The sequence below is a fragment of the Staphylococcus pseudintermedius genome (assembly GCF_034042775.1).
Lineage (GTDB): Bacteria > Bacillota > Bacilli > Staphylococcales > Staphylococcaceae > Staphylococcus > Staphylococcus pseudintermedius.
Genome location: NZ_CP120150.1, coordinates 1,390,554 through 1,405,296 on the forward strand (window position 1 = coordinate 1,390,554; position 14,743 = coordinate 1,405,296).

The 14,743-nt window shown below is 36.9% G+C and carries 15 protein-coding genes; 13 read left to right on the top strand and 2 right to left on the bottom strand.

The window, feature by feature from the left end; all coding sequences use genetic code 11:
- Window positions 1-120: 120 nt before the first annotated feature.
- The 13 genes from P3U61_RS06665 (at window position 121) to P3U61_RS12270 (ending at window position 12,891) form a co-directional block, all read left to right on the top strand.
- Window positions 121-798, top strand: a complete 678-nt coding sequence (locus P3U61_RS06665) for a response regulator transcription factor (protein WP_014613931.1) — start codon at window positions 121-123, stop codon at window positions 796-798.
- Window positions 795-2,162 carry a HAMP domain-containing sensor histidine kinase gene (locus tag P3U61_RS06670; RefSeq protein WP_063284367.1) on the top strand — a complete coding sequence of 456 codons (1,368 nt, stop codon included), beginning with the start codon at window positions 795-797 and terminating at the stop codon, window positions 2,160-2,162. The genes P3U61_RS06665 and P3U61_RS06670 overlap by 4 nt, the downstream gene beginning before the upstream one ends.
- Window positions 2,163-2,256: 94 nt before the next feature.
- The gene (locus P3U61_RS06675) at window positions 2,257-5,043 is read left to right on the top strand and encodes a 2-oxoglutarate dehydrogenase E1 component (RefSeq protein WP_015729117.1); all 2,787 of its coding nucleotides are present in this window, start codon (window positions 2,257-2,259) and stop codon (window positions 5,041-5,043) included.
- Between the two features lie 14 nt (window positions 5,044-5,057).
- A complete protein-coding gene (gene sucB, locus P3U61_RS06680) occupies window positions 5,058-6,335 on the top strand; it encodes a dihydrolipoyllysine-residue succinyltransferase (RefSeq protein ID WP_037543052.1) in 1,278 nt (425 codons plus the stop codon).
- Window positions 6,336-6,533: 198 nt separating this feature from the next.
- Complete coding sequence (locus P3U61_RS06685) at window positions 6,534-6,773, top strand: hypothetical protein (protein ID WP_014613935.1); 240 nt, start codon at window positions 6,534-6,536, stop codon at window positions 6,771-6,773.
- 64 nt (window positions 6,774-6,837) lie between these two features.
- Window positions 6,838-7,662, top strand: a complete 825-nt coding sequence (locus P3U61_RS06690; RefSeq protein WP_063278733.1) for a VOC family protein — start codon at window positions 6,838-6,840, stop codon at window positions 7,660-7,662.
- Window positions 7,663-7,665: 3 nt separating this feature from the next.
- On the top strand, window positions 7,666-7,869 hold the full coding sequence (locus P3U61_RS06695; protein ID WP_014613937.1) for a DUF6501 family protein: 204 nt from the start codon (window positions 7,666-7,668) through the stop codon (window positions 7,867-7,869).
- 97 nt (window positions 7,870-7,966) lie between these two features.
- Entirely contained in the window at window positions 7,967-8,764 is a 798-nt protein-coding gene (locus P3U61_RS06700) for an ATP-binding protein (protein ID WP_014613938.1), read from the top strand.
- A gap of 11 nt (window positions 8,765-8,775) precedes the next feature.
- Entirely contained in the window at window positions 8,776-10,665 is a 1,890-nt protein-coding gene (locus P3U61_RS06705) for a vWA domain-containing protein (RefSeq protein WP_099997520.1), read from the top strand.
- A gap of 118 nt (window positions 10,666-10,783) precedes the next feature.
- The gene (brnQ3, locus tag P3U61_RS06710) at window positions 10,784-12,130 is read left to right on the top strand and encodes a branched-chain amino acid-like transporter carrier protein BrnQ3 (protein WP_015729113.1); all 1,347 of its coding nucleotides are present in this window, start codon (window positions 10,784-10,786) and stop codon (window positions 12,128-12,130) included.
- A gap of 143 nt (window positions 12,131-12,273) precedes the next feature.
- Window positions 12,274-12,471, top strand: coding sequence for a BCCT family transporter (locus P3U61_RS06715; protein WP_110144899.1), 198 nt, complete (start codon window positions 12,274-12,276; stop codon window positions 12,469-12,471).
- A 15-nt stretch (window positions 12,472-12,486) separates the two neighbouring features.
- On the top strand, window positions 12,487-12,702 hold the full coding sequence (locus P3U61_RS12265) for a BCCT family transporter (RefSeq protein WP_063284363.1): 216 nt from the start codon (window positions 12,487-12,489) through the stop codon (window positions 12,700-12,702).
- Between the two features lie 45 nt (window positions 12,703-12,747).
- Entirely contained in the window at window positions 12,748-12,891 is a 144-nt protein-coding gene (locus P3U61_RS12270; protein WP_015729111.1) for a hypothetical protein, read from the top strand.
- 45 nt (window positions 12,892-12,936) lie between these two features.
- Here the strand turns inward: P3U61_RS12270 and P3U61_RS06725 are convergent, their stop codons facing one another.
- Window positions 12,937-14,103 carry a toxic anion resistance protein gene (locus tag P3U61_RS06725; protein ID WP_015729110.1) on the bottom strand — a complete coding sequence of 389 codons (1,167 nt, stop codon included), beginning with the start codon at window positions 14,101-14,103 and terminating at the stop codon, window positions 12,937-12,939.
- Window positions 14,100-14,738: a 5-bromo-4-chloroindolyl phosphate hydrolysis family protein gene (locus P3U61_RS06730; RefSeq protein ID WP_014613942.1), complete on the bottom strand. Its 639-nt coding sequence runs from the start codon at window positions 14,736-14,738 to the stop codon at window positions 14,100-14,102. Before P3U61_RS06730 ends, P3U61_RS06725 begins: the two co-directional genes overlap by 4 nt.
- Between the last annotated feature and the right edge of the window lie 5 nt (window positions 14,739-14,743).

Consider the following 14,743-nt stretch of genomic DNA (forward strand, 5'->3'; position numbering starts at 1 on the left):
AATCATTTTCAATTACATTATAACGCATTGAGAATCATTGTCAATTAAAAACGCAAATTTTTTTAAAAAACTTTCGCGTTCCTCATTTTTAGCATATGATTAGGGGGAGAGGTGGCTAATATGAAAAAAGTACTTATTATTGAAGACGAGCAAAATTTAGCACGTTTCATTGAACTTGAATTTAAGCATGAAAATTATGAAGTAGAAGTGAAATATGACGGTGTATCTGGTTTGAACCGCGCATTACAGCATGACTTTGATTTAATACTCTTAGATTTGATGTTACCAGAAATGGACGGCTTAGAAGTCTGTAAAAGATTAAGAACACAAAAAGATACACCGATTATTATGATTACTGCGAAAGGTGAAATATACGATAAAGTCACTGGATTAGATATCGGTGCAGATGATTACATCGTTAAACCATTTGAAATTGAAGAACTATTAGCTAGAAGTCGCGCACTCATTCGTCGTTATTCAGACGAAAACGTGTCCGATACAAATGTTGTGGAAATTGATGGTATTAAAATTGATAAGAGTGCTTTTCATGTCACTTATCAAAGCGAAAAACTGGAATTAACGAAAACGGAATTTGATTTATTATTACTCCTCGCTGAAAATAAAAATCGCGTCCTTCACCGTGAACAAATTTTAGATCACGTCTGGGGATATGAATCTGAAGTCGAAACGAATGTGGTTGATGTGTATATCCGTTATTTACGAAATAAGTTAAAGCGCATTGATAAACAAAAATTAATTGAAACTGTGCGTGGTGTCGGCTATGTGATTCGTCAATGAAACAATCAACGCTCAAGACAAAGTGGACTTTTGTAACGACACTCATTACATTTCTTATTATTTTCATCTTTTGTTTGCTCATCATTTATGCCATCAGCAGCTTATTAAAGCAAAATGAATTTGATAAAGCAGAAAGAAGCGCTGATGATCTATACAATTTACTTGAAACGAAACCGATGAAGAATATTACTGCATTAGAATTCAGCTCCGTACTTGATAACTATCAAAAAGTAATTTTATACAATAAGAGCGGCAAAAAAATATTTGAAAATGTCAGTACAACGAATGTGAAATTCACACCACCGTTTCAAGCTTATGATACACGTAATATTAAAATTTTGCGCACAGATAAAGGCTCATTCATCATCGTATCGACACCGATTAATACGCCTTATTTTAAAGGACACGCAACCATTGTCCATTCATTAAAAGAGTACGATGATTTATTAAACTTCATAACGTATCTCGCCCTAACATTTGGACTCATTGCATTATTTGTAACCGCATCACTCAGTTATTTCTTTTCATCTCAAATTACTCAACCGATTAATATTATTACTGAAAAGATGACACAAATTCGGCGTAATGGGTTCCAAGAAAAACTTGAAGTCCCAACCAATTATGAAGAAACAGATGCGCTCATCGATACTTTTAACAGTATGATGATGAAACTGGAGAGTTCATTTAACCAACAACGTCAATTTGTAGAAGATGCTTCACACGAATTACGTACACCACTTCAAATTATCCAAGGACACTTAAATTTAGTTCAGCGCTGGGGTAAAAAGGATCCTGACATTTTAGAAGAGTCTCTGAATATCTCCATCGAGGAAATGAATCGGATTACGAAACTCGTTGAAGAATTACTGCTACTCACTAAAGATGATACAAGGTCAACTGAAAATCAAACTGAAAAAGTCGATGTGAATAATGAAATTAGAAGTCGTCTTCATGCACTACAACAAATTCATCCAGATTATCAACTCGACTTTCATACGAGTCAAGACTTTATATACCTAGAGATTAACTCATTTCACTTAGAACAAATTTTGCTTATTTTTCTTGATAACGCGATTAAATATGACACACAAAATAAGCATATTTCTATTGAAACGAAACTCATCAGCAATCAAGTCGTGATTAAAATTACAGACCGTGGCTTAGGTATCCCTCAAGCAGATCAAGAACACATCTTTGACCGCTTCTATCGTGTAGACAAATCACGCTCCCGTCAGCAAGGCGGAAACGGTTTAGGACTCTCTATTGCCCATAAAATGGTGACATTATATCATGGTCGAATTTCAGTCGAGAGCGAAGTCGGGTATTTTACAACATTTACTATCAGTTTTGATTCGTGCGGATGAGTACAATTATCTGGCTTTTTGCCTTTAAATGTTCACATTTTAATGCTATTATTGACCTGTAAGCGTTTTTATTTTTTTCTGTGGAGGGTGGATTATGAAGAACGATAAACAGGTGACAGAGGCACCTGTAAACTTCGGCACAAATTTAGGACTCATTTTAGAATTATATGATCAATTTTTAGAAGATCCTAGTTCAGTGACTGAAGATTTACAAGTTCTCTTTAGTACAATTAAAGATGGTGAAGCGACAACATCATCAACAACCGAATCAAGCTCAGGAGATAGTACGATCAAGCGTGTGATGCGTTTAATCGATAATATTAGACAATACGGTCATTTAGAAGCTGATATTTATCCAGTGAATGCACCAGAACGTACAAATATTCCTAAATTAAAGCCAGAAGACTTTAACTTAGATCAAGCAACTTTAGAAAACATTTCAGCTGAAATCGTCTCTGATCATTTTAAAGACATTTACGATAATGCCTATGAAGCTATTGAACGTATGGAAGAACGTTATAAGGGGCCAATTGCTTTCGAATATACACATATTAATAATAATAAAGAACGTATATGGCTAAAACGTCGTATTGAAACACCATATAAAGCAAGCCTTAATAAAGAAGAAAAAATCAATCTTTTCAAACTTCTGGCACACGTTGAAGGCTTTGAGAAATACCTTCACAAGAACTTTGTAGGTGCAAAAAGATTTTCAATCCAAGGCGTCAATACCCTCGTACCTATGATCACTCAAACAATTAAACGTGCTGCTGAAGAAGAAATTTCAAACATTCAAATCGGTATGGCACACCGTGGACGTTTAAATGTTTTAACGCACGTGCTACAAAAGCCATATGAGATGATGCTTTCAGAATTTATGCATACAGATCCAATGAAATTTTTACCAGAAGATGGTAGCTTATCTATCACTTCAGGTTGGACAGGTGACGTTAAATATCACTTAGGTGGCGTTAAAACGATCAATAACCATGGTATTGAACAAAAAATCACGTTAGCAAATAACCCAAGTCATCTTGAAGTCGTTGCGCCAGTAGTGACAGGCCGTACGAGAGCGGCACAAGACCAAACGGACTATGCGGGTAAAGTGCAAACTGATTTTTCAAATGCAATGCCGATTATCGTTCATGGTGATGCTGCATACCCTGGTCAAGGTGTGAACTTTGAAACAATGAACCTTGGTAATTTAGATGGGTTCTCAACAGGTGGTACATTGCACATTATTACGAATAACCGTATCGGATTCACAACAGATCCAGAAGACGGACGTTCAACAACGTATGCGACAGATGTGGCTAAAGGGTATGATGTACCGATTATGCATGTGAATGCTGACAATGTTGAAGCAACTATTGAAGCGATTGATATTGCAATGGAATTTAGAAAAGCATTCAATAAAGATGTCGTGATTGACTTAGTTGGTTACCGTCGTTTCGGTCATAATGAAATGGACGAGCCTACATTAACGAACCCATTACCATATAAACAAATTCAAAAACATGATACGTCTGAAGTGATTTATGGTAAACAACTTATAGACGAAGGCATTATGAGCCAAGATGAAATGGACGAAGTGATGGAAAACGTTCAAAAAGAAATGCGATCAGCGCATGACAAAATCGATAAAAACGATAAAAATGACAATACGGATATGAGCATTCCTGATAGTATCGCACAACCTTTAAAAAGTAATGAGTCTGAACTGTCATATGATCGCTTAAAAGAAATTAACGATGCAATGTTTAACTATCCAGAAGGTTTCAATGTTTTCAAAAAATTAAATCGTATTCTTGAACAACGTAAGCAACCATTTGAAAGTGAAGAAGGTTTAGTGGATTGGGCACATGCCGAACAGCTAGCATTTGCGACAGTCATGCAAGAAGGGACGCCAATTCGTATGACAGGTCAAGATTCTGAACGTGGTACATTTAGCCATCGTCATGCAGTGTTACATGACCAAGAAAATGGCGACACATTTACGCCATTACAACATGTACCCGATCAAAAAGCGACGTTCGACATTCATAACTCTCCATTATCAGAAGCTGCAGTTGTAGGCTTTGAATATGGTTATAATGTTCAAAATCCGTCATCATTTAACATTTGGGAAGCACAGTTTGGTGACTTTGCGAATATGGCGCAAATGTATTTTGACAACTTCATTTTCTCTGGTAATGCAAAATGGGGCGAATCATCAGGTTTAACGTTCTTATTGCCACATTCATTTGAAGGACAAGGACCTGAACATTCATCAGCACGTTTAGAGCGTTTCTTACAATTGGCAGCTGAAAACAACATGACTATTTGTAACTTATCAAGCTCAGCCAACTACTTCCACTTATTGCGTGCCCAAGCGGCAAGCCTAGGAACTGACGCAATGAGACCATTAGTTGTCATGTCTCCAAAAGGTTTATTACGTAATAAAACAGTCGCACAACCGATCAGTGCATTTACATCTGGTGGTTTTGAACCAATACTCCCAGAAGCACACGACGCTAAAAAGATTAAAAAAGTCATTCTCGCATCAGGCAAAATGTTTATCGACTTGAAAGAAAAACTAGCCAATTCACCAAACGAAGCGATTTTACTTATAGCTGTTGAACGACTCTATCCTTTCCCAGAAGAAGAAATTCGATCAGTTCTTGAAACACTTTCAAACCTTAAAACAGTCGCATGGGTTCAAGAAGAGCCGCAAAACCAAGGGGCATGGCATTATGCTTATCCAATGTTGAGAGACATCATTGGTGATCAATACGAATTGACTTATCACGGTAGAAAACATAGAGCTGCACCTGCCGAGGGTGATGGTGAAATTCATAAACTTGTTCAAAATAATATCATTGAAAATAGCTTAAATATTTAGGGGGCATAGGAAAAATGGCAGAGGTAAAAGTTCCAGAATTAGCAGAATCGATTACAGAAGGTACCATTGCAGAATGGTTAAAACAAGTAGGTGACACTGTTGAAAAAGGTGAAGCCATCCTTGAATTAGAAACAGACAAAGTGAATGTCGAAGTCGTTTCTGAAGAAGAAGGTACAATTCAAGAGTTACTTGCTGAAGAAGGCGACACAGTAGAAGTCGGCCAAGCCATTGCAATAGTGGGTGAAGGTGGCGCTGCTACATCTTCAAGTGATGATTCAAAAACTGACTCAAAAGACGCGCCAAATAAATCAGAACAAAAAGCGTCAGACAAACAAGAGCAGAAAGAAGAAAAATCATCTTCTGACAAAGAAAGCCAAAGCAGTCCTTCAAACGAACGCATTAATGCAACACCTTCAGCACGTCGCGCGGCACGTGAAAAAGGCATTAGCTTAAGCGAAGTGAGTGGCAAAGCAAATGATGTCGTTCGTAAAGAAGATGTTGAACGCGGCTCACAACAAAAATCAACAGGTGCTGCTCAATCTAAAGAAAAAGAAGCTGCTACACCACAAGCACCTAAAACACCATCAAAACCAGTAATTCGTGAAAAAATGAGTCGTAGAAAACAAACTGCAGCTAAAAAATTATTAGAAGTAAGCAATAACACTGCAATGTTAACGACATTCAATGAAGTAGACATGACGAACGTGATGGCGCTCCGAAAACGTAAAAAAGATAAATTTATGGAAGATCACGACGGCACGAAACTTGGCTTCATGTCATTCTTCACAAAAGCAGCGGTTGCCGCATTGAAGCGTTACCCTGAAGTGAACGCTGAAATCGATGGCGACTACATGGTTACAAAACAATACTACGATATCGGTATTGCCGTGTCTACACCAGGCGGTTTACTCGTACCAAACGTTAGAGATTGCGATAAGAAGAACTTTGCTGAAATTGAGCAAGAAATTGCCAACTTAGCGTCAAAAGCACGTGATAACAAATTGACACTGGATGACATGATGAACGGCTCATTCACAATTACAAATGGTGGTATTTTCGGTTCAATGATGTCAACACCGATTATCAATGGTAGTCAAGCTGCAATTTTAGGTATGCACTCTATTATTACGAGACCGGTTGCGATTGATCAAGATACGATTGAAAACCGCCCAATGATGTACATCGCATTAAGTTATGACCATAGAATTATCGACGGAAAAGAAGCTGTAAGTTTCTTGAAGATGATTAAAGAGTTAATTGAAAACCCTGAAGATTTATTATTAGAGTCTTAATCGTTTCGGGTTTAGAGAGAAATCTGTAATAGGTTTCTCTCTTTTTTATAATCTCTAGTCAATTGATTAAATTGGGCTATGCTTTTTGAGTGAACTAAAAATGTAGAAATCATCTAAATTTTATAACACCTCATGACATTTGGGGGCATTTATATTAATATATAACAAAATATTAACCCATCGAAAGGGGTGTTACGGATGAATCATGCGCTCATATATATTTTAATTGTGATTGGTATTGCGAACATCATCGCGCAATTCGGTTTCATTATCGCAAGTCTGTTTGGTTTTATGCATTATTATCCGATTTTTCAGTTGCTTGGTACCTCTTTATTAGTGCTATTTGCGATAGATCATTTGAAGTTCAATCACTCTAAATCGATATATTTGATTTTGGGTTTAGCATTGATCACTTCGGGAGTGCTAATAAAATTATAAAGGCATCAACTCTGATTCGATAGTTCATTTAAGTTATAATGAATGTGAAGAGGAGTGAGATGAAATGGCGCAATTTCGCAGTGTGACATTGGGCACTAAAAGTATAGACAAAACGATTGATTTATTCCATAATATGTTAGGTATGGCCTACGATAGAAAGGGCAATCGTGTTCAATTTGGAGATGCACAACTTAGCCCTGGTACGCGCCTTCAATTTGTTGAAATAGCAGAATCGATTAAACCGAAGCATCAACATTTTGAAAGTGTGGCATTGCGTACACCGAGTAACCATGGTATTGACGAATATATGGCCATTTTACAAGAACACCAATATGCTTTTGAAGGACCTGCACAGTTGAATGGTCATCAAAGGCTACAATTTTCTGATGCCAATGACCAACATTTCAACATTTTTTCAGACGAAGCGAATGTCGGTGTTGGATTGGGAATGCCTAGTGAAGAGAGTTCTGTGAGTCCGCTACATCAAGTACAAGGACTCGGTCCAGTGATGTTGCGTACACAAGAACCTGCTGTGACGATGACGTTATTAAGTAATTTGTTTGGCTTTAAACCTATTGCTGAATACACGTCACCTCAAACAAATCAATCTGTCGTAGTTATGGAAGGTGAGGGCGGTGGGTTAGGTGCTGAAGTTCATATTTATCAATCAGACACTATACAAATTCCACCTTATGGCATCGTTGACCAACTCGAATTCACAGCACAACACGAAGCCGAATTTAATGATGCGTTGAATCAACTGACACATCACGATATCCCTTTTCAACAACTTAAAAATGACCAACATGAGACGCGTTCGATTCGCGTCAATGATATGAGTGGTTTGGCATTGATTTTAACATTAGCGCATGCAACGAAAGGAAGTTAAACTATGTTACATGAAACTTGGAAAACGCGTACACCACTAAAAAAGGTGAAAGTCGTTCATACAGATGCAAAGAAATTTACTGTCAGCGATATGTTAACTGTTGGTGAAACATATGATGTCGTTAACGAAACTGAAGAATACTATCAAATTATTGATAACTCAGGTCACGTTGGCGGTTATTACAAAACTTATTTTGAAGAAGTATAAGTATTTCTTGCGTTATAGCGATTTAGAATTTAAAAAAGCGGGGGTATCTCGGTACTCACGTCTTTTTTCATGCACTTAAATAGAAAGGAAAATGACAATGGTTAAGGAATTTACTGGTTATATCAACTCCGATGAGACTGTTCTAGGAGATGCAATCAAGTTATTCGAATTGAATAAAAATATTTTACTAAAAGGGCCAACTGGGTCAGGGAAAACGAGATTAGCTGAAACGTTAAGCGAAATGACTGAATTACCGATGCATCAAATTAACTGTTCTGTTGATTTAGATGCAGAAAGTTTACTTGGCTTTAAAACGATTAAAACATCAGATGAAGGCCATCAAGAGATTGTTTTTATCGATGGTCCAGTTATTCGTGCGATGCGTGAAGGTCATATTTTATACATCGACGAAATCAATATGGCGAAACCGGAAACGTTACCAATTTTAAATGGTGTGTTGGACTATCGTCGTCAATTGACCAACCCATTTACGGGTGAAGTTATCAAAGCGGCGCCTGGTTTTAAAGTCATAGCAGCCATTAATGAAGGCTATGTCGGGACACTACCGATGAATGAGGCGTTAAAAAACCGTTTCGTCGTGATTAATGTAAATTATATTGATGGCCAAACTTTACATGATGTCATCAAAGCACAAAGTTTATTGCAAGACGATTCACTAATTGATCAAATTATTAAATTTAATGCTGATTTACGTACGATGACACAACAAGGTCAATTGTCTGAAGAAGCAGCAAGTATTCGTGCATTAATCGATATGAGCGATTTAGCGACTGTGATGCCGATTGAACGCGCGATTCAACGTAGTATCATTGATAAATTAGAAGATGAACGCGAACAACAAGCGATAATGAATGCGGTAGAACTTAACTTTTAGAAGGTGATATTATGAGCGATCGCTTTATCATGTTTAACGACGAACAACTCGATGCCATGAAAATGATGATGTTACAAGATTTAGCACGCCTATTGTTGAAAAATCCGAATACACAAGTCAAAGTCCATAAATTTCCATATTATGATGCCATCAATGATGAGGTTATTTGTAGTTCTTTTTGGGCCCATCGACCTGAATATGTTGAACATACCGGACTGAAGACAGACGTTTTACTGGCGACTTATAGCTATTTTCATATGGATCCACAAATTGTCAATAAAGTCGTGTCGAATGAGGAGGGATTCAATCATCCGAAACTCTATCGTCAACTTTTTAAGATGATGGAAGAGATGCGAATTTTAAATTTAATTGAACGCGAACGGCCACGAACCCAAAAATTGATCCAACTTCGTAAGCAAACACGTCAGCAATACAGTGCATCACAAATGAACGTGTATCAAACGAAAACATTATTTACAGATTTGTTCTTTTTAAATTTAGAATATTCATTTTTACGAGATGATTTTTATACCATCCCGCATATTCATCCTGATTTTCAGCCGACACTCGAATTCATTTATCAATATTTGCCGGATGCGTTTCAATTACAGTCAAGCGAAGAAACAATGTATTTAACGCAACGGATTATGTATCAAGTGGATGACTGGTTAGACGAAGATATGTTAAACGAGTATTATCATATCCCGCGTCACGTCTATGAAGCATTATGCCAGTTTACACTTGAAGATTTGAAACGTGTCGATACCGCAAATACGGATCAGCATAACGGAGAGAAAGAGGACAATGTCGAAACTGAAAAAATAGAATCTAAAAATATCGATAGTAAATCTGCCGGTGGTGCTTATCTCGAAATGGAACTTCATGAAGGTGAAAACAGTGATGTGCTAGGTGATGATAGTGCACGTGAAGGTGACAGCACTGACGACATGACAGACATGATGAGTAAAAAGGGGAAAGGTTCAAATGATACGTTAGATGATCAAGAAGGTGGCGAACAAGGGCCTTCAAACGCATTACTGAGCCTTAAAGGGATTAACCAATATGTAGATATTAAGTGGCATGTACCAGATATTTTGCCAGAATATATTGAAAGTTATCGTCAAGTTCAAACATCGGTCCAATTTGAAATCAAAGACCTTATTCAAATTATTAAAAAGACAATCGATCGTGAATATCAAGACGTGCGTGCGAATTTAACGAAAGGGCGTTTGCAGCGTAATTTGGTCAATTGGTTTATAGATGATCAGTATAAATTATTTTATAAAAAAGCTGACCAAAGCCGAACTTTTGACGCTACTTTTACGTTATTAATCGACGCATCAGCGAGTATGCACGACAAAATGGATGAAACCATTAAAGGCGTTGTATTGTTTCATGAAACATTGAAAGCACTCAATGTAAAGCATGAAATACTTGCTTTTAATGAAGATGCTTTTGATGCAGATGCACAATATCAACCGAATATCATTGACGAGATTATTAATTACCATCAGTCAACTTTCAATACCGAAGCACCGAGAATTATGTCACTCACACCTCAAGACGATAATCGTGATGGGGTGGCAATTCGGGTGGCAAGTGATCGTTTATTGTCTCGTTCAGAACAACAGCGTTTTCTTATTGTCTTTTCGGACGGTGAACCTTCTGCGTTTAACTATAGTCAAGACGGCATTTTGGATACGTATGAGGCTGTTGAAAACTCACGTAAACTCGGCATCGAAGTGTTCAATGTCTTTTTAAGTCAAGAACCCATTACTGAATCGATCGAACAAACGATCCATAACATTTATGGACAATATGCCATCTTTGTTGAAGGTGTCGAACATTTGCCAAGCTTACTTTCACCATTACTGAAAAAGTTATTATTGAAGTCATTTTAGTCTTTTTTTTGCCTATTATGTAACAACAATTTTCAAATTTTCAGAAATTTTATAGACGGCTACGGGTTCTTGTGATAGAATGAATCATATTTATTTAGGAATTTTAAGGAGCAGCATTATGAATAAAAACACTTTATTTATTGGGTTTATGTTATTTGCCATCTTCTTTGGCGCAGGGAACTTGATTTTCCCACCAAATTTAGGACTAGAAAGTGGACAATTCTTTTGGCCGTCAATTTTAGCTTTTGTCATTACGGGTATTGGTTTACCATTAATGGGCGTGATGGTAGGTGCTTTAGATAAACAAGGTTACATTGGTTCGATCAACAAAATACATCCCGTTTTCTCAGTTGTATTTTTAGTTTCGATTTATTTAACGATCGGACCGTTATTTGCCATTCCACGTACAGCATCAACGTCTTTCGAGATGACAGTGACACCGATCATTCATTCGAGTAGTCCCGTTTGGTTATTTGTTTTCTCAGTGATCTATTTCTTAATCGTGTTGTACTTATGTTTGAACCCTGGCAAAATCGTTGACCGTATCGGTGCCATTTTAACACCACTGCTTTTAATCACGATTATTGCGATGATTATTAAAGGTTTTGTAGATTTTGGAGGTAGCACACAAAACACTGCAAACCCTGAAGTATACACTTCTGCGTTAGGTGGCTTTTCTAAAGGTTTCACTGAAGGCTATTTAACGATGGATGCGATTGCGGCAATTGCGTTTTCAATGATTGTTGTAAATGCAATTAAAGCGACAGGCATTAAACACGCAAATGATATTTTCAAACAAACTGCAATGGCAGGTATCATTGCTGCCATCGCTTTAGCAGTCATTTACATTTCTTTGGGCTTCATTGGTAACCACATAATCATCCCTGAAGAAACAATGAAAAAATTAGTTGAAAATGACCAAAACATTGGTGCTTACTTGCTCATTACGATGGCAGATACAGGCTTTGGTTCATTTGGTAAATATTTACTCGGTATTATCGTAGCACTAGCTTGTTTAACGACAGCGTGTGGTTTGATCGTGTCAGTAAGTGAATATTTCAACAGCATCTTACCGAAAATTTCATATAAAGTTTATGTCTTTATCTTTACAATCATTAGCTTTATTTTATCGAACTTAGGTTTAAACGCAGTGATTAAACTTTCAATTCCAGTATTATTGATCGTTTATCCAATCGCTATTACAACAGTAATGTTAATTTTAATCGCACGCCTTGTACCGACACGTCCGATTACGCAACAAATGACTGTTGCAGTTGTAACGATTGAATCCATTCTTAGTGTCATCAATGCAAATGGTTGGGCGAAAATTGGTTTTATCAATCAATTGCCATTACACGAACATTCATTAGAGTGGTTCCCAATCGCTGTCATTACAATGATTATTGGTTACATCATTGGCGCATTTATGAAAAACTCTGATATCATCGTGTACGAAAAAGAATAAGCTTAACATCATGAACAAGACAAGTCACATTTCTGTGGCTTGTCTTGTTTACTTCCTCTTTAAACTATGCTTTTTAATATGTAATCACCACATTTTTGTCCCACTAACTTAAGACCTATTCAATTAAGCCCAATGGTTTGTAAATGACGTTTATTGTGTTTCTCAGTCTCTTTCTTATTTTTAGTCTAATAGGGAAGTTGTGTTTAGGAAAGCCCGATGAGCCGGAGTTTAAAACGATATCTTGGCTCGCGATGTTATTCAGTACAGGGGATGGGTCTCTTTTTTTACGGCATCACCGAACCGATGACACTCGATTTAACGCCACTGAATGCGAAACTTGAAGCAAATGCTGCGATATGGTACCTATATTATCTGTCATTACCATGTTACTCGTAGGTACATTTTTCATTATTTCTGACGATTCCGCCACTTTCGTACTCGGCATGCAAACATCACATGATTCTTTGACACCTACAGGACGCGTAAAAGTCATTGGGGGCTTATTGCTCTCACTGATCGCATTCGCTTTATTATTATTAAATGGTGGAGAAGGCTTAGGCGCATTACAATGAGCGGCGATTATTTCAGCGTTACCCTTTAACGTCGTCATTATACTGATGCTCGTTTCATTTTATAAAGACGCTCATTTAGAACAACGTCATCTCAGCTTAACACTGACACCAGATAAAGAGAGAATGCGTGAATATATCGTTGAATCGAGAAAAGCTAAAAATGATAAACTTGATCGCAAAGAAACATAAAAACAGGCTCGGTAACACAATATCCGAGCCTGTTTTTATGTTTCTCTACTGTCTGTCGCGCTGGTCTTTCGCTGTAGTTAAACGCGCTTTTAAATCTGATTCTAATGCAAGTAAATCTTTCTCAGCCTGTTGGCGCTTTTCACGACCTTCTTGTTGAATTTGTAATGTTTCTTCAATCGTTTGAATAATATTATCTTGTGTCGTCTTCAATGTTTCAATATCGACTATACCACGCTCGTTTTCTTCTGCAGTAACACGCGCATTTTGACGTAACATTTCAGAATTACGTAATAAAATTTCATTCGTCGTATCCGTAACTTGCTTTTGTGCTGTCGCTGCCTTTTGTTGACGTTGCAATGTTAATGCAATCGCCATTTGATTTTTCCACAATGGAATACTTGTTAAAATCGAACTTTGAATTTTTTCAGCTAATGCTTGGTTTACATTTTGAATCATTCGGATTTGCGGTGCAGATTGTAATGAAATTTGGCGTGATAATTTCAAATCATAAATTCGTTTTTCAAGACGATCGACAAACTGCTCCATATCCGCAACATCTTGGACCACCATTTGGTCATCAGCAGCTTTCACTCGCTGACGCATCTCTGGTAACACATGTTGTTCAATTTCCGTTTTCTTTTGTTCTGCAGCTGCAATATAAAGATTCAACACATCAAAATAGTCTTTATTTTGTTGATACAAGCCATCCAATAGTTGAATATCTTTCACTAACAATGCTTTATTCTTATCTAGTTCTATTGAAATACGATCGACTTGTGCGCTCACAGATTGCATTCGCGAAAAAAGTTGTTGCATCGAATTTTTGGAGCGTTTGAATAATTTTTTGAGGAAATTATCATTTTGTTGAGAAAGTTCATCCGGATTCACTTCTTTCAACTTTTTCATCAACTGTTCCAAAGTCTCACCAATCGGTCCCACATCTTTCGACTGAATTTCATCTAACATTTGATGCGAAAAATGAGAAAGATGTGTTTGTGCATTTGAGCCGAATTTCAATAAGCTATCATGATTTAATGGTTCGATTTGATCTGCTAAACTTTGAACTTTTTGACGGTCTTGATCGTTAAAATGTTCGTTTAATTCTTTTGTTTCTAGTTCCGTCACTGTTGCTGTTTTTGGATAATCATAATCATTAAAATAAGCATCTAATGGATGTGTACTTGTTGCATTCGTGAGATCATTTGACTTCATGAATCATTCTCCATTTCTTTAACATGTCTTCTTTGGTACATTTCATTGAGTCGCATTTCAGTATCTAACTGCTCATAATCTTGCGCATTAACTTGCTTTAAATCTGCAATGAGTGTACGCTTCACTTCTTCTAAAGTAATCCGTGTTTGTTGCAGCATTTGCCGCTCGTTGTCTGCTTTAAGTGGCATTTTAGCAAGCCGCGTATAACTTTCAATTAAGTTCAACGCATTATCAATATGTGAATAATAAAAGCTTTCAATATTAAAAAACTGAAAAGGTCGTTGCTTAATGGCTGAATTAATTGTACGCGATAATCGGTAAATATCATTCACTAACTTAAAATCTTGTATTGATCTAACTTTAATAAACGACTTTAAAATACGTTTATTTTTATTTTGAACTAAGTTAATTTGATGCATAATATAGTGATAGTCTTTACGTGTCAAATTCATTTCTTTCAAATAGGCACGTGACGTCAAACGCTGAGTAGGTACATAACCGACTACAAAACCTGCGATGCCGATGACAAAATCTATTAAAAATGTAAAATCTAAAATGGCACTTGTAAAAAAGGCGATAACTGCAACAGGTACTCCAACTACGGCACCCCAAACCCTCGATAATAAATACCTCATATTCA